Source organism: Xylophilus sp. Leaf220, assembly GCF_001421705.1.
Lineage (GTDB): Bacteria > Pseudomonadota > Gammaproteobacteria > Burkholderiales > Burkholderiaceae_C > Xylophilus.
The window spans coordinates 1-21,340 of sequence record NZ_LMKO01000023.1 but is presented as its reverse complement, the minus strand read 5'-3'; the positions used below and the strand labels follow the sequence as shown (position 1 = coordinate 21,340).

Genomic DNA, 21,340 nt, shown 5'->3' with positions numbered 1-21,340 from the left:
CCGCAGGTGTCGAGCGACGTCCCCAACCACCACACCACCGTCCTGCTGCAGGAAGCGGTGGACGCGCTCGTCGTCTCAAGCGGCGGCGCCTACATCGACGCCACTTTCGGCCGCGGCGGCCATGCGCGGCTGATCCTGTCGCGCCTCTCTGCCAAGGGCCGGCTGCTGGCCTTCGACAAGGATCCGGACGCGATCGCCGACGCCACCCGCATCGAGGACCGGCGCTTCTCCATCCGCCACGAGGGCTTCCGCCATCTCGGGGACCTGCCCCCGGCCAGTGCCGATGGCCTGCTGATGGACATCGGCGTCAGCTCTCCGCAGATCGACAACCCCGTACGGGGTTTTTCTTTTCGTTTCGACGGCCCGCTCGACATGCGCATGGACCCCACGCGCGGCGAGAGCGTGGCCGACTGGCTGGCCACGGCCGAGATCCCACAGATGGCGGAGGTGATTCGTGACTATGGCGAAGAACGGTTTGCTCTACCGATTGCAAAGGCGATTGCAGCTCGCCGACAGGAACGGGGCCCAATTTCAACCACCACCGAGCTGGCCGAGCTCGTGGCTGGTACGGTCAAAACCCGCGAGCAGGGCCAGAACCCTGCAACGCGCACATTTCAGGCTCTTCGGATTTTCATCAATGCCGAGCTTGAAGAGCTGCAACAGGCGCTAGAGGCCAGCCTGTCGGTGCTGCGCCCGGGCGGCCGGCTGGCGGTGATCAGCTTCCATTCGCTCGAAGACCGCATCGTCAAGACATTCATCGCCCAGCATTCGAAAGAGGTGTACGACCGCCGCGCGCCCTTCGCCGCGCCGCAGCCGATGCACCTGAAGGCGCTGGGCCGGTTCCGCGCCTCGGCCGAAGAGGTGGCCGCCAACCCGCGGTCGCGCAGCGCGATCCTGCGGGTGGCCGAACGCACCGAGGTCCCGCTGTGAGCGGGTCTGCACCATGACGCGGCTGTCCGTCGTGCTCCTGATGGCCGTGCTGGCCAGCGCGCTCTACCTGGTGCACACCCAGTACGAATCGCGCCGCCTGTTCACCGAGCTGGAACGGGTGCGTGCCGAGGCGGTGCGCCTCGACGTCGAGCGCGACCGGCTGCAGGTCGACAAGCGCGCCCAGGCCACGCCGCTGCGGGTGGAAAAACTCGCCCGCGACCAGCTCAAGATGCAGGCCGCCACGCCGGCGATCACCCAGTACGTCGGCTATCCGGTGCTGCTGCCGACCCGCACCGCGACGCCGCCCGCTGGCACGCCCGCGGCCGCCGCGGCCACGGCCGCAGCCAGGAAGGCCACGCGATGAGCCGCAGCCGCAGCGTCCAGTACACCTCCAGCCCCTTGCTCGCCAGCAAGACGCCGGTCTGGCGCAGCAAGTTCATCGTGGCCGCGATCGCGCTCGGCTTCACCGGCCTGGCCGCGCGGGCGGTGTACGTGCAGGTCATCGGCAACGACTTCTTCCAGCGCCAGGGCGAGGTGCGCTTCGCCCGCACGCTGGAGCTGCCCGCCAACCGCGGCCGCATCCTCGACCGTAACGGCCTGCTGTTGGCCTCGAGCGTGATCGCGCCCAGCATCTGGGCGATTCCCGAGGACGTCGACCGGCAGGACCCGGAGGTGGTCGCCAAGCTGCGCCAGATGGCCAAGCTGCTCGACATGACGCCCGCCGCGCTCGACAAGAAGCTGGCCGACGAGGACAAGAGCTTCGTCTGGATCCAGCGCCAGGTCGACGAGCCCATCGTCAAGCAGATCGCCGCGCTCGACATCAAGGGCATCTACCAGCGCAAGGAATACAAGCGCCAGTACCCCGAGGGCGAGTCGGCGGCGCACATCGTCGGCTTCACCAACGTGGAGGACCGCGGCCAGGAAGGCATCGAGCTGGCCTTCAACGAGGCGCTCGGCGGCAAGGCCGGTTCGCGCCGGGTGATCAAGGACCGCCTGGGCCGCGCCGTCGAGGGCGTGGGCGAGACGGTGCCGCCGCTCGACGGCAAGGACATCCAGCTCTCGATCGACAGCAAGGTGCAGTTCTTCGCCTACCAGAAGCTGCGCGACCAGGTGATCGCCCAGAAGGCCAAGGCCGGCAGCGTGGTGGTGCTCGACACCGTCACCGGCGAGATCCTGGCCCTGGCCAACTACCCGAGCTACGTGCCCGACAAGCGCCAAAACCTCACCGGCGAGCAGCTGCGCAACCGCGCGCTCACCGACACCTTCGAGCCCGGCTCCACCATGAAGCCGATCACCATCGGCACCGCGCTGGAGCTGGGCCGCGTCAAGCCCAGCACGATGATCGACACCTCGCCGGGCCGCATCACCATCACCGGCTCGACCATCACCGACACCCACAACTATGGGCTTCAGACGGTCGAGGGCGTGATCCAGAAGTCGAGCAACGTGGGTGCCACCAAGGTGTCGCAGAAGATGACGGCGCACGAGATGTGGGACAGCTTCTCGGCACTGGGCTTCGGCCAGAAGCCGCAGATCTCGTTCCCCGGCACGGTGACCGGCCGCCTGCGCCCGTGGAAGACCTGGAAGCCGATCGAGCAGGCGACGATGTCGTACGGCTACGGCCTGTCGGCCAGCCTGTTCCAGATGGCGCGCTCCTACACCGCCTTCGCGCACGACGGCCAGATCATCCCGGCCACCATCCTCAAGTCGGACGCGCCCGCGGTCGGCACCCAGGTCTTCTCGCCGCAGAACGCGGCCGCTGTGCGCCACATGCTGTGGCTGGCCGCCGGCCCCGGCGGCACCGGCCAGAAGGCGCAGACGGTGGGCTACTCGATCGGCGGCAAGTCGGGCACCGCCCGCAAGCAGGCCGGCAAGGGCTACGCCGCCGGCAAGTACCGCTCGTGGTTCACCGGCATGGCGCCGATCGAGAAGCCGCGGATCATCGTCGCGGTGATGATCGACGAGCCCAACGCCGGCTCCTACTACGGCGGCACCGTGGCCGGCCCGGTCTTCGGCGAGGTGGTGCAGCAGACGCTGCGCATGATGGGCGTGCAGCCCGACATGGCGGTCAAGCCGCAGATCGTCGCGACTGAAGTCGAGGAGTCGTTCTGATGGCCGTCGCCCTCCCGATGCCGGTCTTCACCACCGTGCCGCAGGCGCTGGAGTGGCTGCGCGCGCATGCGCGCGGCGGCCTGCAGGTCGACAGCCGCAAGGTCGGTGCCGGCGACGGTTTCATCGCCTGGCCCGGCGCCGCGAGCGACGGCCGGGCGCATGTGCGGGCCGCCTTCGCCCAGGGCGCGGCCGCCTGCCTGGTCGAGCACGAAGGCATCGCGGCTTTCGACCTCGACGGCGCCGGCCCGGTGGCGGCGTTCGCAGGGCTCAAGGCCGCGACCGGCCCGCTGGCCGCGGAATGGTTCGGCGCGCCCTCGGCCGCGCTCGACGTGCTGGCGGTGACCGGCACCAACGGCAAGACGACCACCGCCTGGTGGCTGGCGCAGGCGCTATCGAAAGTAGAGCATGGGGCCGGCGCCGGATGCGGGCTGATCGGCACCTTGGGCATCGGAATTCCGCCCCGCGTGGTGAGCAACGGCCTGACGACGCCCGACCCGGTGCTGCTGCAGCGCGAGTTCCGCCGCTTCGCCGATGCCGGCCTGGGTGCCTGCGCGATCGAGGCCTCCTCCATCGGCATCGCCGAGCGGCGGCTGGACGGCACCCGGATCCGGGTGGCGGTGTTCACCAACTTCACCCAGGACCACCTCGACTACCACGGCACGATGGAGGCCTACTGGCAGGCCAAGGCGGGCCTCTTCGTCTGGCCGGGCCTGCAGGCGGCGGTGGTGAACATCGACGACGCGGCCGGTGCCGAACTGGCCCGCACCGTGGCTGCGGGCGCGGTCGACCTGTGGACCGTGTCGCTGCAGGGCCCGGCGCGCCTGTCGGCCGAGGACATCGGCTACGACGCCGTCGGCCACCTGCGCTGCACCGTGGTCGAGGGCGCCGACCGGCACCTGCTGGCCGCGCCGGTGATCGGCCGCTTCAACCTCTACAACCTGCTGGGCGTGCTGGGCACGCTGCGGGCGCTGGGCGTGCCGCTGGCCGCCGCCGTGGCCGCCTGCGCCGGCCTCTCGCCGGTGCCGGGCCGCATGGACTGCATCGCCCGCGCCGGCGCGCCGCTGGTGGCGGTGGACTACGCCCACACCCCGGACGCACTGGAAAAAGCCCTGCAGGCGCTGCGGCCCCTGGCGGCCGAGCGGGGCGGGGCGCTGGTCTGCGTCTTCGGCTGCGGCGGCGGGCGCGACACGTTCAAGCGGCCCCGCATGGCCGCCGCCGCCGCGCTGCAGGCCGACCGCGTCTGGATCACCAGCGACAACCCGCGTCACGAATCGCCCGAGACGATCATCGCGCAGACCGCCGCCGGCCTGCCCTTCGGCACCCGCGCCGAGACCGAGGTCGACCGTGCCCTCGCGATCCGCCGCGCGGTGGCCGAGGCCGGCCCGCACGACGTCGTGCTGGTGGCCGGCAAGGGCCACGAGGACTACCAGGACATCGCCGGCACGCGGCTGCCGTTCTCCGACCGCGAGCAGGTCGAGGACGCGCTCGACCGCCGCGCCGCACACGAGGCCCGCGCATGACGCCGCACGACACCACCGCCGCCACGCCGATGCAGCTGACGCTGGCGCAGGCCCACGCCTGGACCGGCGGCCACCGCCTGGTCGGCGACGGCACGCTGCCGATCGCGCGGGTGCACACCGACACCCGCAGCCTGCAGCCCGGCGACCTGTTCGTCGCGCTGCGCGGCGAGCATTTCGATGCCAACGACTTCCTGGCCGAGGCCCGCGCCGCCGGTGCGCAGGCGGCCATCGCCCACGGCGGCCTGGCCGCGGCCGGCCTGCAGGGCGTCGAGGTGCCCGACAGCCGCGCCGCCCTGGCCGCGCTGGCCGCCGGCTGGCGCCTGCAGTTCCGGCTGCCGCTGATCGCGGTGACCGGCAGCAACGGCAAGACCACCGTCACCCAGATGGTCGCGTCGATCCTGCGCGCGGCGCACGCCGAGGCCGCCTTTGCCACCCAGGGCAACCTGAACAACGACGTCGGCGTGCCGCTGACGCTCCTGCGGCTGCGGCCCCACCACCGCGCCGGCGTGGTCGAGCTGGGCATGAACCACCCCGGCGAGATCGCGGTGCTGGCCCACATGGCCCGGCCCACCGTGGCCCTGGTCAACAACGCCCAGCGCGAGCACCAGGAATTCATGCACACCGTCGAGGCGGTGGCGCACGAGAACGGCGTGGTGCTGACCGCGCTGCCCGACGACGGCGTGGCCGTGTTCCCCGCGGGCGACACCTTCACCCCGCTCTGGCGCACCCTGGCCGGCGCCCGCCGCTGCCTGACCTTCACCGATGCGGCCGCAGACGCGGTGCCCGACGCCGACCTGCGCCTGGCCGATGCCGAATGGCAGGGCGATGCCTGGCGGGTCCGCGCCGACACGCCTGCGGGATCGCTTGGCTTCCACCTGACCGTCGCCGGCCGCCACAACCTGCGCAACGCGCTGGCCGCCGCCGCCTGCGCGCTGGCCGCCGGCGTGCGGCTGCCGGCCATCGCCGCCGGGCTGGCCGCGTTCCGCCCGGTCAAGGGCCGCTCGCGTGCGGCGCAACTGGCGCTGCAAGGCCGTGCGATCACGCTGGTGGACGACAGCTACAACGCCAACCCGGATTCGGTGCGCGCCGCGATCGACGTGCTGGCCGCGCTGCCCGGCCCGCGCCTGCTGGTGCTGGGCGACATGGGCGAGGTGGGCACCCAGGGCCCCGCCTTCCACGCCGAGGCCGGCGCCTATGCGCGCGAGCGCGGCATCGAGCGGCTCTTCGCCCTGGGCCCCCAGTCCACCGCCGCCGTGGCCCGCTTCGCGCAGGCGGGTGGCGACGGCCGCCATTTCGCCGACTACGCCGCGCTCGAAGCGACCGTGCTGCTGGCCATCCGCGAGGCCGCCAGCGTCCTCGTCAAGGGCTCCCGCTCGATGCAGATGGAGCGGGTGGTCCAGGCCCTCGAACGCCTCGCGGCCGATGCCGGTGGCGCCGCTTTTCCAGAACAACCATCCCACCACGAGGCGACCCGCCATGCCGTTCCCTGAACCCGCCCGCCGGGCCGCCCCCACCGGAGCCGCCGCATGCTGCTGAGCCTGGCGCAGTGGCTGCAGACGATCTCGCCCGACTTCGGTTGGGCGCGCGTCTTCCAGTACCTCACCTTCCGCGCCGTGATGGCCGCGATGACCGCGCTTTTGCTGAGCCTGGCCGCCGGACCGTTCGTGATCCGCCGCCTCACCGCGCTCAAGATCGGCCAGCCGGTGCGCGGCTACGGCATGGAGACGCATCTCTCCAAAAGCGGCACGCCGACCATGGGCGGCGTGCTGATCCTGCTGGCGATCGCCATCTCGACCGTGCTCTGGGCCGACCTGGCCAACCGCTTCGTCTGGATCGTGCTGCTGGTGACGCTGGGCTTCGGCGCCATCGGCTGGGTGGACGACTGGCGCAAGGTGGTGCGCAAGGACCCCGAGGGCATGCGTTCGCGCGAGAAGTACATGTGGCAATCGCTGATCGGCTTGGTCGCGGCGCTCTACCTGGTGTTCAGCATCTCCGAGAGCTCCAACTGGCGGGTGATCGAGCTCTTCGGCACCTGGGTGCGTTCGGGCTTCGACGTCGACCTGCCGCCCAAGGCCGGCCTGCTGCTGCCCTTCTTCAAGGAAGTGTCGTATCCGCTGGGCGTGTTCGGCTTCGTGATCATGACCTACCTGGTCATCGTCGGATCGAGCAACGCGGTCAACCTCACCGACGGCCTCGACGGCCTGGCGATCATGCCGGTGGTGATGGTCGGCTCGGCGCTGGGCATCTTCGCCTACATCACCGGCAACGCCACCTTCTCGCGCTATCTGCTGTTCCCGCACATCCCCGGCTCGGGCGAGCTGCTGATCTTCTGCGCGGCCATGGCCGGCGCGGGCCTGGCCTTCCTGTGGTTCAACGCGCATCCGGCGCAGGTCTTCATGGGCGACGTGGGCGCGCTGGCGCTCGGCGCCGCGCTGGGCACCATCGCGGTCATCGTGCGCCAGGAGATCGTGCTGTCGATCATGGGCGGCATCTTCGTGGTCGAGGCGCTGTCGGTGATGGCCCAGGTGCTGTACTTCAAGTACACCCGCAAGCGCTACGGCGAAGGCCGCAGGCTGCTGAAGATGGCGCCGCTGCACCACCATTTCGAGAAGAGCGGCTGGAAGGAGACCCAGGTCGTCGTGCGCTTCTGGATCGTGACGATGCTGCTGTGCCTCGTCGGTCTCTCCACGCTGAAGCTCCGGTAAGCGCATGCGCCATCTGCAAGACCTCCCCGTACTGGTCCTGGGCCTCGGCGCCTCGGGCCTGGCCATGGCGCGCTGGTGCGCGGGCCACGGCGCACGGGTGACCGTGGCCGACACCCGCGAGGCGCCGCCGCAGCTGGCCGCGCTGCGTCAGGACGTGCCAGGCGCGACCTTCGTCGCCGGCCCGCTGACCGCGGCGCTGGTCGAGGGCGCCCCGGTGCGCGCGGTCTACCGCTCGCCCGGCCTGCCGCCCTCGGCGACGGCCGCGGTGCTGGACGCCGCCCGGGCGCTGGGCCTGCCGGTGGGCGGCGAGCTGGACCTGTTCGCCCGTGCGCTGGCCGATCTGCGCGATGAGACGGCGGAGGCGGCCGACGACACCGCCGCGCCGGAAACCGCCGGCGCCGATTCGGTCCAGGCCGCAGACATCGCCGGCGTCGATCCAGTGGCCGACGAGGCCCTGGCCGATCCGGATCGGGTTGCCGATGGGGATGCGGCCATCGATGCAGACACCGCTGCACCCGCCGACGCTCCTGACGCCGACACCCCGGCTTCCGCCGAGGCCGACGACACGGCAGCCGCTACCGCCGTCGCCGCCATCCCCGACGCCGACGACGCGCTGCACTTCGCCGACGCGGTACCGATCGAGCCGCCCGCGGTGCTCACCGGTTACCGCCCCGCGGTGCTGGCGATCACCGGCACCAACGGCAAGACGACCGTCACCGCGCTCACCGGCCTGCTGGTTGAGCGTGCCGGCAAGACGGTGGCGGTGGCCGGCAACATCGGCCCCACGCTGCTCGACACCCTGTCCGCGCACATCGACGCCGACACGCTGCCCGAGGTCTGGGTGCTGGAGCTCTCCAGCTTCCAGCTCGACGGCGTGCAGGGCTTCGAGCCGACCGCCGCCACGGTGCTCAACATCTCGCAGGACCACCTGGACTGGCACGGCAGCCTCGACGCCTACGCCGCGGCCAAGGCCCGGGTGTTCGGCAGCCGCGCCCTGATGCTGCTCAACCGCGAAGACCCGCGGGTGATGGCGATGCTGGACGGCGCGGCGCAGCCGGCACCCGCCGCGGTGGCCGATGCGGCCGCCGCCGTCGCGCCCGCGCGGCGCACCCCTTTCAAGCCCAAGCAACCGAAGCCGGTCGCGCGCACCTGGTTCAGCTTCGGCGCCGATGCGCCGCAGCGCGCCGGCGACTATGGCATCGACCTGGTCAACGGCATGGCCTGGCTCAGCCGCGCGCTGGAGGCCGACGAGACCCGCAAGTCCCGCCGGGCCGCGGCCGCCGAGGACCTGCACCTGCAGCGCCTGATGCCGGCCGACGCGCTGCGCATCCGCGGCCGGCACAACGCGGTCAACGCCCTGGCCGCGCTGGCGCTGGCCCAGGCCGCGGGCTGCGCGCTGGCGCCGATGCTCTACGGCCTGCGCGAGTACCGCGGCGAACCGCACCGCGTCGCCCCGGTCGCGGTGGTCGAGGAGGTCGAGTATTTCGACGACAGCAAGGGCACCAACGTGGGCGCCACCGTCGCCGCGCTGCAGGGCCTGGGCACCGAGCGGCGCATCGTCGTGATCCTGGGCGGCGACGGCAAGGGCCAGGACTTTTCGCCGCTGGCGGCGCCGGTGGCGGCGCATGCCCGCGCCGTGGTGCTGATCGGCCGCGACGCCGGCGCCATTCGCACGGCATTGGCCGATGCCGGCGTGCCGCTGGCCGCGGCCGAGACGCTGCAGGACGCGGTACAGGCCGCGCGCGGCCTGGCCCGCGCCGGCGATGCGGTGCTGCTCTCGCCCGCCTGCGCCAGCTTCGACATGTTCACCGGCTACGAGCACCGCGCCCGCGTCTTCTGCGAGGCGGTGGAAGCGCTGGCCGCAGACGCGCTGGCCGGCGGCGAGAGCCACCCGGACCACCAGGGCGACCAGCGCCGGAACGCGCACGCGGTTGCGCCCACCACCGAGGTTTCTTCTTCATGAGCACCGAATCCGCGAATCCGGGCCTCGGCGCCCGCATGCACGGCTGGTTCGGCGGCCTGTCGCAGGCGGCGGGCGAGGTGCTGCCGGTGCGCATCGGCTCGCGCGAATTCGCCCGTACCCAGTCGGCACCGGCGCGTCTGCTGGGCTTCGACCAGGCGCTGCTGTGGGTCACCGCGGCGCTGCTGGTCTGGGGCCTGGTGATGGTCTATTCGGCCTCGATCGCGATGCCCGACAACCCGCGCTTCGGCCGCATGGGCTACAGCCAGACCTACTTCCTGATCCGCCACGTGATGGCGTTGGTGCTGGCCTTCGCCGCGGCGGTGCTGGCCTTCCAGGTGCCGGTGCGCACCTGGGAGAAGGCGGCGCCGTGGCTCTTCGTCGCCTCGATCGTGCTGCTGATGCTGGTGCTGGTGCCGCACGTGGGCCGCAGCGTCAACGGCGCGCGTCGCTGGCTGCCGATGGGCGTGATGAACTTCCAGCCGTCCGAGCTCGCCAAGCTGGCGATCGTGCTGTACGCGGCCGACTACATGGTGCGCCGGATGGAGGTGAAGGAGCGCTTCTTCCGCGCGGTGCTGCCGATGGCGCTGGCGGTGGCCATCGTCGGCGCGCTGCTGCTGGCCGAGCCCGACATGGGCGCCTTCATGGTGATCGCGGTGATCGCCATGGGCATCCTGTTCCTGGGCGGCGTGAACGCCCGCATGTTCTTCATGATCGCCACGGTGATCGTGTTCGCCTTCGGCACGATGGTGATGTCGAGCCCCTGGCGGCGCGAGCGGATCTTCGCCTACCTCGACCCGTGGAGCGAGCAGCACGCCCTCGGCAAGGGCTACCAGCTCTCGCATTCGCTGATCGCCATCGGCCGCGGCGAGATCTTCGGCGTGGGCCTGGGCGGCAGCGTCGAGAAGCTGCACTGGCTGCCCGAGGCGCACACCGACTTCCTGCTGGCGGTGATCGGCGAGGAATGCGGCCTGGTCGGCGTGGGCATCCTGATCGTGCTGTTCCTCTGGCTGACCCGCCGCATCATGCACATCGGCCGGCAGGCGATCGCGCTCGACCGGGTCTTCGCCGGCCTGGTGGCGCAGGGCATCGGCATGTGGGTCGGCTTCCAGTCGTTCATCAACATGGGCGTGAACCTGGGCGCGCTGCCCACCAAGGGCCTCACCCTGCCGTTCATGAGCTACGGCGGCTCGGCGATCCTGATGAACCTGGTGGCGGTGGCCATCGTGCTGCGGATCGATTACGAGAACAGGGTTCTCATGCGCGGGGGCCGGGTATGACCGCACGTACCGCACTCGTCATGGCCGGCGGCACCGGCGGCCACATCTTCCCCGGCCTGGCCGTGGCCGAGGCGCTGCGCGCGGCCGGCTGGCAGGTGCACTGGATCGGCGCGCCGGGCAGCATGGAGAGCCGGCTGGTGCCGCCGCGCGGATTCGCCTTCGAGCAGATCGCGTTCTCGGGCGTGCGCGGCAAGGGCCCGCTCACGCTGGCGCTGCTGCCGGTGCGGCTGCTGCGCGCCTTCTGGCAGAGCGTGCAGGTGCTGCGCCGGGTCCGGCCGCAGGTGGTACTGGGCTTCGGCGGCTACATCACCTTTCCCGCCGGCCTGATGGCGGTGCTGCTGGGACGGCCGCTGGTGCTGCACGAGCAGAACTCGGTCGCGGGCTTGGTCAACAGGGTGCTGGCACAGGTGTCGGACCGCAGCTTCACCGCGTTCCCCGAGGTGCTGAAGATCGCCGAATGGATCGGCAATCCGCTGCGCCCCGCGTTCCTGGCCCAGCCGGTGCCGGCCGCGCGCTTCGCAGGCCGCAGCGGCCCGCTGCGGCTGCTGGTGGTCGGCGGCAGCCTGGGCGCCAAGGCCCTCAACGACACGGTGCCGCAGGCGCTGGCGCTGATCCCCGCGGCCGAGCGCCCGGTGGTCGTGCACCAGAGCGGCGAAAAACAGATCGACGCCCTGCGCGCCGCCTATGCGCAGGCAGGCGTCGAGGCGACGCTCACCCCCTTCATCGACGAGACCGCGCAGGCCTTCGCCGATGCCGACGTGGTCGTCTGCCGCGCCGGCGCCAGCACGGTGACCGAGATCGCGGCCGTCGGTGCCGCGGCCGTCTTCGTGCCGTTCCCCTCGGCGGTGGACGACCACCAGACGACCAACGCCCGCTTCCTGTCGGATGCCGGCGCCGCCTGGCTGCTGCCGCAGCCGCAGCTCGGCGCCGCGGACCTGGCGCAGCTGCTGCAATCGCTGACCCGCGACGAACTGCAGGCCCGCGCAGAAAAAGCCCTGGCGCTGCGCAAGACCGGCGCGGTCGAGACGATGGTCGCCGCCTGCGAGGAGCTGGTGGCATGAACACCCGGAATATGAATAAAAAGTGCCTCCGGCCGGCTCTGTGCGCCGACTGCATGCTACAAAAAAAGGAGCGTGCCGCATGAAGCATGCGATTCGCCACATCCATTTCGTGGGCCTCGGGGGGGCCGGCATGAGCGGCATCGCCGAAGTGCTGTTCAACCTCGGCTACGCCATCTCCGGTTCCGACCTGAGCGACAGTCCCACGCTGCACCGGCTGAAGGCGCTCGGCATCCGCACCTGCATCGGCCATGCGGCGGCGCACATCGACGGCGCCGACGCGGTCGTCACCTCGACCGCGGTGCAGGCCGACAACCCCGAGGTGCTGGCCGCCCGCGAGAAGCGCATCCCGGTCGTGCCGCGCGCCCTGATGCTGGCCGAGCTGATGCGCCTGAAGCAGGGCATCGCCATCGCCGGCACCCACGGCAAGACGACCACCACCAGCCTGGTCACCAGCGTGCTGGCCGAAGCGGGCCTGGACCCGACCTTCGTGATCGGCGGCCGGCTCAACAGCGCCGGCGCCAACGCCAAGCTGGGCAGCGGCGACTACATCGTGGTCGAGGCCGACGAGTCGGACGCCTCCTTCCTCAACCTGCTGCCAGTGATGGCGGTCGTCACCAACATCGACGCCGACCACATGGAGACCTACGGCCACGACTTTTCGCGGCTGAAGGGCGCCTTCGTCGATTTCCTGCACCGCATGCCCTTCTACGGCACGGCGGTGCTCTGCATCGACAACCCGGCGGTGCGCGAGATCCTGCCGCAGGTCACCTGCCCGGTGACCAGCTACGGCTTCTCGGAAGACGCCCAGGTGCGGGCGCTGGACGTGCGGGCCGTGGCCGGCAAGATGCACTTCACCGTGCAGCGCCGCAACGGCGTGGTGCTGCCCGACCTGGAGGTGGTGCTGAACCTGGCCGGCGAGCACAACGTGCTCAACGCGCTGTCGGCCATCGCCATCGCGGTGGAACTGAACATTCCCGATGCGGCGGTGGTCGCCGCATTGGCCCAATTCAAGGGCGTCGGCCGCCGGTTCCAGCCCTACGGCGACTGGCCGGTGGATGCGGCGCATGGCGGCGGCCGCTTCACCGTGATCGACGACTACGGCCACCACCCGGTCGAGATGGCCGCCACCCTGGCCGCGGCGCGCGGCGCGTTTCCCGGCCGCCGGCTGGTGCTGGCCTTCCAGCCGCACCGCTACAGCCGCACCCGGGATTGCTTCGACGACTTCGTGCAGGTGATCGGCCAGTTCGCCGACGCGGTGCTGCTGACCGAGGTCTACGCCGCCGGCGAGGCGCCGATCGTCGCGGCCGACAGCCGCTCGCTCGCCCGCGCGCTGCGGGTGGCCGGCAAGGTCGAGCCGCTCTTCGTGGCCGACGTGGCCGACCTGCCGCAGGCGATCCGCGACAACGCCCGCGGCGGCGACGTGGTGCTCTGCATGGGCGCCGGGTCGATCGGCGCCGTGCCGGGCAGGCTGGTCGATCTGCTACAGGAAACAGAGCAAATGGCCGTGGAAGGACAAGGGCGTTGAGCACATTCGATTCACCATTCGCACCCGATGTGGCGGCTTTCGGCAAGGTGGCCGTCCTGATGGGCGGCGCCTCGGCCGAGCGCGAGGTGTCGCTGATGTCGGGCACCGGCGTGCTGGCGGCGCTGCGCTCGCGCGGCGTCGACGCACATCCGTTCGACCCGACCGAGCGCGACCTCTCGGCCTTGAAGGCCGAGGGCTTCGCCCGCTGCTTCGTCACGCTGCACGGCCGCTTCGGCGAAGACGGCACGGTGCAGGGCGCACTGGAACTGCTGGGCATTCCCTACACCGGCCCCGGCGTGATGGCGTCCGCCATCGCGGTAGACAAGGTCATGACCAAGCGCTTGTGGCAGGCCGATTCGCTGCCGGTGCCGCGCTACGTGCGCCTGGCACCGGACCGGCACTCGGCCGACCAACTGCATGCGGTGCCGGGCGTGCTGGGTTTGCCACTGATCGTCAAGCCGCCGCGCGAGGGCTCGTCCATCGGCGTGACCAAGGTGCGTGAGGCTGGCGCGCTCGGCACCGCGGTGGCGCTGGCCGCCCGCTATGACCCCGACGTGCTGTGCGAGGAGTTCATCGACGGCGAGGAATACACCTGCCCGGTGCTTGGCACCGGCGCCGAGGCGCACGCCCTGCCGGTGGTCCGCATCGTCGCGCCGGGCGGGCTCTACGACTACCAGAACAAGTATTTCACCGACGATGTGCGCTACGACTGCCCGAGCGGCCTGCCTGCTGCCGAAGAGGTCGAACTGCAGCGCTTGGCGCTCGCCGCCTACCGCACGCTGGGCTGCCGCGGCTGGAGCCGGGCCGATTTCATGGTCCGCGCAAGCGACCGGCAGCCCTTCTTGATTGAGATGAACACCTCGCCCGGCATGACCTCGCATTCGCTGGTGCCGATGTCGGCGCGCGCCGCGGGCATCGGCTACGAAGAGCTGTGCCTGCGCATCCTCGCGACCGCGTCGCTCGACTACGCCGCCGCCGTGCGGCATTCGCACGCCGTGCAGGCCTGAGGGATCCATGGCCGATACGCTGCCGCAACCCTTCGACGTCCGGCTCATGAACGTGACCGCCGCGGTCCTGTTCCTGGGCTGCGTCGCGCTGGTCGTGGCCGCCTGCGGCTGGTGGGTGGTGCGCAACCCGGCCTTCGCACTCGGCAGCATCGTGATCGAGGGCGACCTGGCCCACAACAACGAGGCCACGCTGCGCACCCACGTCGCGCAGAAGCTCGAAGGCAACTTCTTCACGGTGGACATCGCCGGCACCCGCGCCGCTTTCGAGCAGGTGCCGTGGGTGCGCCGCGCGGCGGTGCGCCGCGAGTTCCCCAACCGGCTGCACGTGGTGCTGGAGGAGCATGTGCCGGTCGCCTTCTGGGGCCCCGATACAGGCTCGGCGATGGTCAACGACCACGGCGAGGTGTTCGACCCGAAGGTGGCCGACGCCGAGGACGACACGCTGCCCCGCCTGGGCGGCCCCGAGGGCCAGGCCCGCGAGGTGCTGGCGATGGAACGCCGGCTGGCGCCGGTCGTCGCCCCGCTCGAGATGCCGCTGGAAGAGCTGCTGCTCTCCAACCGGGGCAGCTGGCGCGCGACGCTCGACGGCGGCGCGGTGGTGGAGCTGGGCAGCGGCACGCCGGAAGAGCTGGAAACGCGGCTCGGCCGCTTCGTGCGCACCCTGAAGGACGTGACCGCCAAGTACGGCCGCAAGTCCGACGCGCTCGAGGCCGCCGACCTGCGCCATGCCGACGGCTATGCGCTGCGGCTGCGCGGCGTGACCACGGTCAGCGCCGAAGTCGCCGCCCGGCCGCCCGCCAAGCCGCGGCCCAGGCCGGCGGCCGCGGGCGCGCCCAAGAAGACAACCGCGCAATAGAAGAACCACACAGGCGCACAGCACAAGAATTACGGGATCACATATGGCAAAAGAGTACAAAGATCTGGTGGTGGGGCTCGACATCGGCACGGCCAAGGTGATGGTGGTGGTGGCCGAGGTGCAGCCGGGCGGCGACCTGAAGCTGGCCGGCCTGGGCGTGGCGCCGAGCCATGGCCTGAAGCGCGGCGTGGTCGTCAACATCGACGCGACGGTGCAGAGCATCCAGCAGGCGCTGAAAGAGGCCGAGCTGATGGCCGACTGCAAGATCACCCGCGTCTACACCGGCATCACCGGCAGCCATATCCGCGGCCTCAATTCCAGCGGCATGGTCGCGATCAAGGACAAGGAAGTCACCCCGGCCGACGTCGCCCGGGTGGTGGAGACCGCCAAGGCGATCAACATCTCGACCGACCAGCGGCTGCTGCTGGTCGAGCCGCAGGAGTTCGTGATCGACGGCCAGGACGTGCGCGAACCGATCGGCATGAGCGGCATCCGGTTGGAAGCCAAGGTGCACATCGTCACCGGCGCCCAGAGCGCGGCCGAGAACATCATCAAGTGCGTGCGCCGCTGCGGCCTGGACGTCGACCAGCTGATGCTGAACCCGCTGGCCAGCAGCCAGGCGGTGCTGACCGACGACGAGCGCGAGCTGGGCGTGGCGGTGGTCGACATCGGCGCCGGCACCACCGACGTGGCGATCTTCACGGGCGGCGCGATCCGCCACACCGCGGTGATCCCGATCGCCGGCGACCTGATCACCAGCGACATCGCGATGGCCCTGCGCACGCCCACCAAGGATGCGGAAGACATCAAGGTCGAGTCGGGCGTCGCCAAGCAGTTGCTGGCCGACCCCGACGCGCAGGTGGAGGTGCCGGGCCTGGGCGACCGCGGCCCCCGCATGCTGAGCAAGCAGGCCCTGGCCGGCGTGATCGAGCCGCGCATCGAGGAGATCTTCTCGCTGGTGCAGCAGGTGATCCGCGAGTCGGGCTACGAGGAAATGCTGTCGTCCGGCATCGTGCTGACCGGCGGCAGCGCCGTCATGCCCGGCATGGTCGAGCTGGGCGAGGACATCTTCCTGAAGCCGGTGCGCCGCGGCGTTCCCAAGTATTCGAGCGCCCTGGCCGACATGGTCAGCCAGCCGCGCGCCTCGACCGTGATGGGCCTGATGGAAGAGGCCCGGCTGGCGCGGCTGCGCGGCTTCAAGGTGGCGCAGAAGCACGGCTCGGTCAAGACCGCGTTCGGCCGCTTCAAGGATTTCATCGTGGGGAACTTTTAATGAACCCCCAGGCTGCGCGCTGCGCGTCTTCGCCAACCCCCTTGCAGGGGGCGGCACCGGTGGCCCGGCAAAGCCGGCTCCACGGTGCCCCTGTTACGTCGCGCACCTTCTCTTTCTGTTCCGCAGGGGGCGCCGCATGAGCTATTCCCGCAAGCCCTGGCTGGCGCGCGGCAGCCCGCCGCCGTCCGAGCGGCGGTGGCGATGGCGGCGCTCCGGCCCGCCGGAGCCCGCCGCATGACCCGTTTCCCATTCCTGCTTTCTTCCCCGTATTTGTCCGCACCCGTTTCAAGGAGATCCACATGAGCATCGAAATGATCGAAGTAGAAGAGTTCAACCAAGGCACCCAGATCAAGGTCATCGGCGTCGGCGGCGGCGGCGGCAACGCCGTCGAGCACATGATCGACCGCGCGGTGCAGGGCGTCGAATTCATCTGCGCCAATACCGATGCCCAGGCCCTGTCGCGCACCGCGTCGCACCGCACCATCCAGCTCGGCCACAGCGGCCTGGGCGCCGGCAGCAAGCCCGACAAGGGCAAGGAAGCGGCCGAAGCGGCGGTGGACGACATCCGCGCGGCGATCGACGGCGCCCACATGCTCTTCATCACTGCCGGCATGGGCGGCGGCACCGGCACCGGCGCGGCGCCCGTCATCGCCCGGATCGCCAAGGAAATGGGCATCCTGACGGTCGGCGTGGTCACCAAGCCGTTCGAGTTCGAAGGCGGCCGCCGCATGACCAATGCGGACGCCGGCCTGCTGGAGCTGGAGGCGAACGTCGATTCGCTGATCGTGGTGCTTAACGAGAAGCTGCTCGAAGTGCTGGGCGACGACGTGACGCAGGACGAGGCCTTCGCCCATGCCAACGACGTGCTGAAGAACGCGGTGGGCGGCATCGCCGAGATCATCAACGTCCCCGGCCATGTGAACGTCGACTTCGAGGACGTGCGCACCGTGATGGGCGAGCCGGGCAAGGCGATGATGGGCACGGCCGTGGCCGACGGCCCCGACCGCGCCCGGATCGCGGCCGAGCAGGCCGTCGCCTGCCCGCTGCTGGAGGGCATCGACCTGTCGGGCGCCAAGGGCGTGCTGGTGCTGATCACCGCCGCCAAGGGCAGCCTGAAGCTGTCGGAGTCGAAGCTGGCGATGAACACCATCCGCGCCTATGCCTCGCCCGATGCGCATGTCATCTACGGCACCGCCTACGAAGACAGCCTGGGCGACCAGATCCGCGTCACCGTGGTGGCCACCGGCCTGTCGCGCGAAGGCCAGCAGCGCCGCACCGCGCCGCCGCTGCAGGTGCTGCGCACCGGCACCCACGACATGGCGTTCAACCTGCCTGTGGGCGTGTCGGGCGGCGCGATCTCGGGCAACCACCTGAGCGGCGTGTCGCAGGCCGACTACGGCAACATGGCCGTGCCGAGCGTCTGGCGCACCAACCGCACCCAGGCGGCTGCCCGGGTCGATGCGCTGGCCTCCGGCGGCATGGACGACCTGGAAATTCCGGCGTTCCTGCGCAAGCAGGCCGACTAGATGTAGCTCCCCCCAGGCTACGCACTGCGTGTCTCCGCCTCCCCCTCGAGGGGCGGTGCTGGCCGACCGGCGGAGCCGGATCGGCGGCACCCTTGGGGTTTCGGCTCGTGCTGCGCACATTGCCTTTTGGGGCGATGTGCGCTTTTTTGCTATCGGCGGGATAGGCGGGGGAACGTCCCTGCTTTACCTAGGCGCAACCCGCCAAAACTAGAATCCGGGCCTATGTTGCAGCAACGCACTCTCAAGACACTGACCCGCGCCGTCGGCGTGGGCCTGCACAGTGGCCAGCGGGTCGAGTTGACGCTGCGGCCGGCGCAGCCGGATACGGGCATCGTGTTCCGGCGGGTCGATCTGCCGGAGCCGGTCGATATTCCGATGGCGGCCACCGCGGTCACCGACACCCGGCTGGCGTCGACCATCTCGACCGGCAGCGCCAAGGTGCACACGGTGGAGCACCTGATGTCGGCCTGCGCGGGGCTGGGTATCGACAACCTGTATGTGGACATTACCGCCGAGGAGGTGCCGATCCTGGACGGTTCGTCGTCGTCGTTCGTGTTCCTGCTGCAGAGCGCCGGCATCGAGCTGCAGCGCGCGCCCAAGCGGTTCATCCGCGTGCTGCGGCCGGTGGAGGTGCGCCAGGGCGAGGGCGCGGCCGCCAAGTGGGCACGGCTGGAGCCGTACCACGGCTATAAGCTGAGCTTCGAGATCGACTTCGACCACCCCGCCGTCGACCTGACCGGCCAGCGCGTCGAGTTCGATTTCGGTGCCGGCAACTACAGCCGCGACATCGCCCGCGCCCGGACCTTCGGCTTCACCAAGGATGTCGAGATGATGCGCTCCAGCGGCCTGGCCCTGGGCGGCGGTCTCGACAACGCGATCGTGATGGACGACTACAAGGTCCTGAACAGCGACGGCCTGCGCTACGACGACGAGTTCGTGAAGCACAAGATCCTCGACGCGATCGGCGACCTGTACTGCGTCGGCCGCCCCCTGCTGGCCGCCTACAGCGCCTTCCGCTCGGGTCACGCGATGAACAACCAGCTGCTGCGCGCCCTGCTGGCCGACGAAGCCAACTACGAGATCGCCACCTTCGCCGACGAGCGCCAGGCCCCGCGCGGCTTCGCGCAGATGGTGCGGGCCTGGTAGGGCGGGGCGCAGGGCCGAAACGCGATGCTGCTGTTCCGCTGGCTCGTTCTTTTCCTGCTGCTGGCCTCGGCGATCTCGTTCGCGTTCTTCATCGGGACGGGGCAGGCGCGGTACCGGCAGTGGGGATTGCTGATCCTGAAGTGGACCGTGCTGGCGGGGCTGGCGTTCTTCGGGGTGCTGATTCTGGAGCGGTTGGCTTGAAGAACGCTTGGCTTGAGGCGGTTTAGCCGGCCGACCATGGTTCAACCAATGTTCGAAGTTCGGTGATGGTGCCGCCGCTGGCAAAGCCCCGCGCGGCGATGCCGCCCTGGTATATCAGGTTGAGCGCGGCCTCGGGCTTGGTGACGCCGCCGACCCAGTTCATCGCCTGGTTGGCGGGCAGCTCGATGGTGCCCCACTGGTAGCGCGCGGGGATGCCGCTGGCGTGCAGCAGGGCGATGGTGAGAGGCTGGCGATGTCGTGGGCGTTGCCGCGGCTCTTGTCCAGGGTGTCCTGGGCGCTCTGGACGCTACCCCAGGTGGGCACGTAGTCGATGTTGTTGTGCACCCAGTTGTTTATTGTGTGGTGCGGGATAACTTCAGGAGCTAATCTACTAGTTTTCCTTGGAAATTATTTTCCAATAAGTAAGTTTTGACTTTTTGAAAGGAAAAATTTTCAGTGTCCATGACTTCGATGACCTTAATGTAATTTTTTTTCCCTCTAATATATACGTCAAAATCCCCGTAGAAAACGGTTTTTGATCTGTATTTCTTCACAGTTTTTATTTTTTCTAGTTCGATAATCTGAGTTGTCAAATCGCGATTTATTTTTATGTTTTTCGCGCCGAACTCGACGGTGTAACGCCTACCTAATTTTCTTCCAAGATATAAAAATATAAAAAGGAAAAAAACCGTTGAAAATATTTCAATGTACATTTGTTATCTTCTATTTAATCAGTAAAAATATTTGCCTTTTATCATTTGATAAAATACGAAAAAGCCTAGTGCGAAACCAACCATAGTTCCGCCTCCAAATAAGGCTGCCATGACGCCTAATGCCAAGAATATTTGAATGGCGCCAAAGCTATCGCACGTACTCAAACCGCCGCAACCTTTAGGATCCCAATCATCACCTGCCATGTAAATGCAAACAAGCGTTATTGCAGCGAGTGCAAGCATCAGCCATGGAGCAAGGGTAAGCGCAGCTATCAAGCCTGCTTTTGCAAGCAGGGAGCTTAGGCCGAGGACTATTAGCATTGCGCCTCCAGCTTGGCTGAGAAGAGAATACCATCCTCCATTGGCTCCGCCTTCAATTATGTAAGCGCCTGCACCAGTATTAGGGTCGATGCTGATATAGCCAGACCCTTTCCATCCTCCTTCAATTAAAGGATGCTCATGAGTTGTCACCTCTTGGCCCAGTTCAAGCGACCGCTGAATTTTTCCTTGTATTGCAGAGCTATGCGCCGATAGTGAAGTGCTAACGATTGCAGGATTTTTCTTGAATATTTCCTGTGTTATGGAATATATTTTTTGACCGGCAATTGTTGCGGAGCCAATAACTCTGACGGCTGATATTGCTGAGGGACATTCAGAAAGTCCCGCCATTGGCACTTTGTTCCCTGAGAAATTGCAGACGTTTGGGTTGTTGAAGAAACGTTCCAGTCCGGCGTGGTCCAGCGCGCTCATATATTGACCACGCAGTTTATTGTAGGTAACCCAGTTTTCCGCATCGTTCGTTTTTCCCCATGTGAGGCTGCGTACATGGCCAATGTCAAAGTTAACACCAGGAAAGTTCACTTTTCGAACCACGCCCCAGATGCGAAAAGAATTGATCGACGCATGAAATAAACCATAACTTAAACCAGGGTTTTCTACCATACCGGCTTGGTTGCTTGTTTGACGACTATGGCCCTCAGTGGCTGCAAACCAACTCCAAATGGTTGCTGTTAACAAATCCCCGCCAACTTGCTCACCCTGTAGGTTTGCTGAAGTCAGTGCTGCACTAGTCGCGTTGCTTCCAAGATTTTGAAGTGTCACATGCGTAGCGGCCAATCTAGCCTTAACCATCGTGAGCTGTTGGACGCCGATGCCCCCCGCACTTATCCCAATGGCCGTCGCCTGCCCCACGACATTGCTTTCCTCCGTGCTCAGGTCCCACTGCATCGGGTCACCTAATTGCGTAAATCCCCCCTGGCTGTAAAGATCGGTGCCCATGGTCATGGTTTGATTGGCCTTGGCCACGACCTGCCCATCCACGCTGATCTGCGGCGTCAGCCGGATCAGATATCCCGGCAGGCTCGTCGGCAACTCGTTGGGTTGGACCGGGCTGCCGTCGGCGTGCGGCTTGGGTAGGTAGTCCGCCCTGAACAACCCGCAAGCCGTTGATCTGGTTCGTAGTTCTTCGGGTTGATGGGCGCGGGATTTGCAAGATATGGTTTTGCCAGTACCTGTTTTCTTGCAA

General features: G+C 68.4%; 16 protein-coding genes and 2 pseudogenes. 16 read left to right on the top strand and 2 right to left on the bottom strand.

The genetic code is table 11. The annotated features are described in order from the left end of the window. Positions 1 to 6 precede the first annotated feature (6 nt). From rsmH to ASE76_RS20880, 16 genes and pseudogenes are all read left to right on the top strand, one after another. A complete protein-coding gene (gene rsmH / locus ASE76_RS14030) occupies positions 7 to 930 on the top strand; it encodes a 16S rRNA (cytosine(1402)-N(4))-methyltransferase RsmH (protein ID WP_055840561.1) in 924 nt (307 codons plus the stop codon). 10 nt (positions 931 to 940) lie between these two features. Beyond that, positions 941 to 1,294, top strand: a pseudogene (gene ftsL, locus ASE76_RS14025) (cell division protein FtsL); the annotation flags it as partial. Continuing rightward, a complete protein-coding gene (locus tag ASE76_RS14020) occupies positions 1,291 to 3,042 on the top strand; it encodes a penicillin-binding protein 2 (protein WP_055840555.1) in 1,752 nt (583 codons plus the stop codon). The pseudogene ftsL and the gene ASE76_RS14020, both read left to right, overlap by 4 nt. Next, positions 3,042 to 4,562, top strand: a complete 1,521-nt coding sequence (locus ASE76_RS14015; RefSeq protein ID WP_156362783.1) for a UDP-N-acetylmuramoyl-L-alanyl-D-glutamate--2,6-diaminopimelate ligase — start codon at positions 3,042 to 3,044, stop codon at positions 4,560 to 4,562. Before ASE76_RS14020 ends, ASE76_RS14015 begins: the two co-directional genes overlap by 1 nt. Further along, positions 4,559 to 6,052: a UDP-N-acetylmuramoyl-tripeptide--D-alanyl-D-alanine ligase gene (gene murF, locus ASE76_RS14010; protein ID WP_082448542.1), complete on the top strand. Its 1,494-nt coding sequence runs from the start codon at positions 4,559 to 4,561 to the stop codon at positions 6,050 to 6,052. Before ASE76_RS14015 ends, murF begins: the two co-directional genes overlap by 4 nt. Before the next feature lie 36 nt (positions 6,053 to 6,088). Continuing rightward, positions 6,089 to 7,267 (top strand): phospho-N-acetylmuramoyl-pentapeptide-transferase, encoded by a 1,179-nt coding sequence (gene mraY, locus ASE76_RS14005; RefSeq protein WP_055840553.1) that lies wholly within the window; start codon positions 6,089 to 6,091, stop codon positions 7,265 to 7,267. 4 nt (positions 7,268 to 7,271) lie between these two features. After that, the gene (murD, locus tag ASE76_RS14000; RefSeq protein ID WP_082448540.1) at positions 7,272 to 9,230 is read left to right on the top strand and encodes a UDP-N-acetylmuramoyl-L-alanine--D-glutamate ligase; all 1,959 of its coding nucleotides are present in this window, start codon (positions 7,272 to 7,274) and stop codon (positions 9,228 to 9,230) included. A 35-nt stretch (positions 9,231 to 9,265) separates the two neighbouring features. Beyond that, positions 9,266 to 10,507 (top strand): putative lipid II flippase FtsW, encoded by a 1,242-nt coding sequence (gene ftsW / locus ASE76_RS13995; RefSeq protein WP_055841365.1) that lies wholly within the window; start codon positions 9,266 to 9,268, stop codon positions 10,505 to 10,507. Next, entirely contained in the window at positions 10,504 to 11,568 is a 1,065-nt protein-coding gene (murG, locus tag ASE76_RS13990) for an undecaprenyldiphospho-muramoylpentapeptide beta-N-acetylglucosaminyltransferase (RefSeq protein WP_055840550.1), read from the top strand. The genes ftsW and murG overlap by 4 nt, the downstream gene beginning before the upstream one ends. Before the next feature lie 79 nt (positions 11,569 to 11,647). After that, the gene (gene murC / locus ASE76_RS13985; RefSeq protein WP_055840547.1) at positions 11,648 to 13,093 is read left to right on the top strand and encodes a UDP-N-acetylmuramate--L-alanine ligase; all 1,446 of its coding nucleotides are present in this window, start codon (positions 11,648 to 11,650) and stop codon (positions 13,091 to 13,093) included. Positions 13,094 to 13,152: 59 nt separating this feature from the next. Beyond that, entirely contained in the window at positions 13,153 to 14,100 is a 948-nt protein-coding gene (locus tag ASE76_RS13980; RefSeq protein ID WP_055841362.1) for a D-alanine--D-alanine ligase, read from the top strand. Between the two features lie 7 nt (positions 14,101 to 14,107). Continuing rightward, positions 14,108 to 14,956, top strand: a complete 849-nt coding sequence (locus ASE76_RS13975; protein ID WP_055840544.1) for a cell division protein FtsQ/DivIB — start codon at positions 14,108 to 14,110, stop codon at positions 14,954 to 14,956. Positions 14,957 to 14,999: 43 nt separating this feature from the next. Beyond that, positions 15,000 to 16,229, top strand: a complete 1,230-nt coding sequence (ftsA, locus tag ASE76_RS13970; RefSeq protein ID WP_055840541.1) for a cell division protein FtsA — start codon at positions 15,000 to 15,002, stop codon at positions 16,227 to 16,229. Positions 16,230 to 16,528: 299 nt separating this feature from the next. Further along, positions 16,529 to 17,755 carry a cell division protein FtsZ gene (gene ftsZ / locus ASE76_RS13965; RefSeq protein ID WP_055840538.1) on the top strand — a complete coding sequence of 409 codons (1,227 nt, stop codon included), beginning with the start codon at positions 16,529 to 16,531 and terminating at the stop codon, positions 17,753 to 17,755. Between the two features lie 222 nt (positions 17,756 to 17,977). After that, complete coding sequence (gene lpxC / locus ASE76_RS13960) at positions 17,978 to 18,901, top strand: UDP-3-O-acyl-N-acetylglucosamine deacetylase (RefSeq protein ID WP_055840535.1); 924 nt, start codon at positions 17,978 to 17,980, stop codon at positions 18,899 to 18,901. Between the two features lie 24 nt (positions 18,902 to 18,925). Next, on the top strand, positions 18,926 to 19,102 hold the full coding sequence (locus tag ASE76_RS20880) for a hypothetical protein (protein WP_168389260.1): 177 nt from the start codon (positions 18,926 to 18,928) through the stop codon (positions 19,100 to 19,102). A gap of 22 nt (positions 19,103 to 19,124) precedes the next feature. Here ASE76_RS20880 and ASE76_RS21240 read toward each other — a convergent pair whose 3' ends face one another. Both ASE76_RS21240 and ASE76_RS20690 read right to left on the bottom strand, forming a co-directional pair. Further along, positions 19,125 to 19,265: a hypothetical protein gene (locus ASE76_RS21240; protein WP_236698458.1), complete on the bottom strand. Its 141-nt coding sequence runs from the start codon at positions 19,263 to 19,265 to the stop codon at positions 19,125 to 19,127. A 568-nt stretch (positions 19,266 to 19,833) separates the two neighbouring features. Continuing rightward, positions 19,834 to 21,340 (bottom strand): annotated as a pseudogene (locus ASE76_RS20690) (hypothetical protein); the annotation flags it as partial.

Bases quoted from the DNA above. Each gene is read 5' to 3' on its own strand.
- ASE76_RS14020 (WP_055840555.1), top strand. From the start codon at position 1,291: ATGAGCCGCAGCCGCAGCGTCCAGTACACCTCCAGCCCCTTGCTCGCC.
- ASE76_RS14015 (WP_156362783.1), top strand. From the start codon at position 3,042: ATGGCCGTCGCCCTCCCGATGCCGGTCTTCACCACCGTGCCGCAGGCG.
- murF (WP_082448542.1), top strand. From the start codon at position 4,559: ATGACGCCGCACGACACCACCGCCGCCACGCCGATGCAGCTGACGCTG.
- mraY (WP_055840553.1), top strand. From the start codon at position 6,089: ATGCTGCTGAGCCTGGCGCAGTGGCTGCAGACGATCTCGCCCGACTTC.
- murD (WP_082448540.1), top strand. From the start codon at position 7,272: ATGCGCCATCTGCAAGACCTCCCCGTACTGGTCCTGGGCCTCGGCGCC.
- ftsW (WP_055841365.1), top strand. From the start codon at position 9,266: ATGCACGGCTGGTTCGGCGGCCTGTCGCAGGCGGCGGGCGAGGTGCTG.
- murG (WP_055840550.1), top strand. From the start codon at position 10,504: ATGACCGCACGTACCGCACTCGTCATGGCCGGCGGCACCGGCGGCCAC.
- murC (WP_055840547.1), top strand. From the start codon at position 11,648: ATGAAGCATGCGATTCGCCACATCCATTTCGTGGGCCTCGGGGGGGCC.
- ASE76_RS13980 (WP_055841362.1), top strand. From the start codon at position 13,153: ATGGGCGGCGCCTCGGCCGAGCGCGAGGTGTCGCTGATGTCGGGCACC.
- ASE76_RS13975 (WP_055840544.1), top strand. From the start codon at position 14,108: ATGGCCGATACGCTGCCGCAACCCTTCGACGTCCGGCTCATGAACGTG.
- ftsA (WP_055840541.1), top strand. From the start codon at position 15,000: ATGGCAAAAGAGTACAAAGATCTGGTGGTGGGGCTCGACATCGGCACG.
- ftsZ (WP_055840538.1), top strand. From the start codon at position 16,529: ATGAGCATCGAAATGATCGAAGTAGAAGAGTTCAACCAAGGCACCCAG.
- lpxC (WP_055840535.1), top strand. From the start codon at position 17,978: ATGTTGCAGCAACGCACTCTCAAGACACTGACCCGCGCCGTCGGCGTG.
- ASE76_RS20880 (WP_168389260.1), top strand. From the start codon at position 18,926: ATGCTGCTGTTCCGCTGGCTCGTTCTTTTCCTGCTGCTGGCCTCGGCG.
- ASE76_RS21240 (WP_236698458.1), bottom strand. From the start codon at position 19,265: ATGAACTGGGTCGGCGGCGTCACCAAGCCCGAGGCCGCGCTCAACCTG.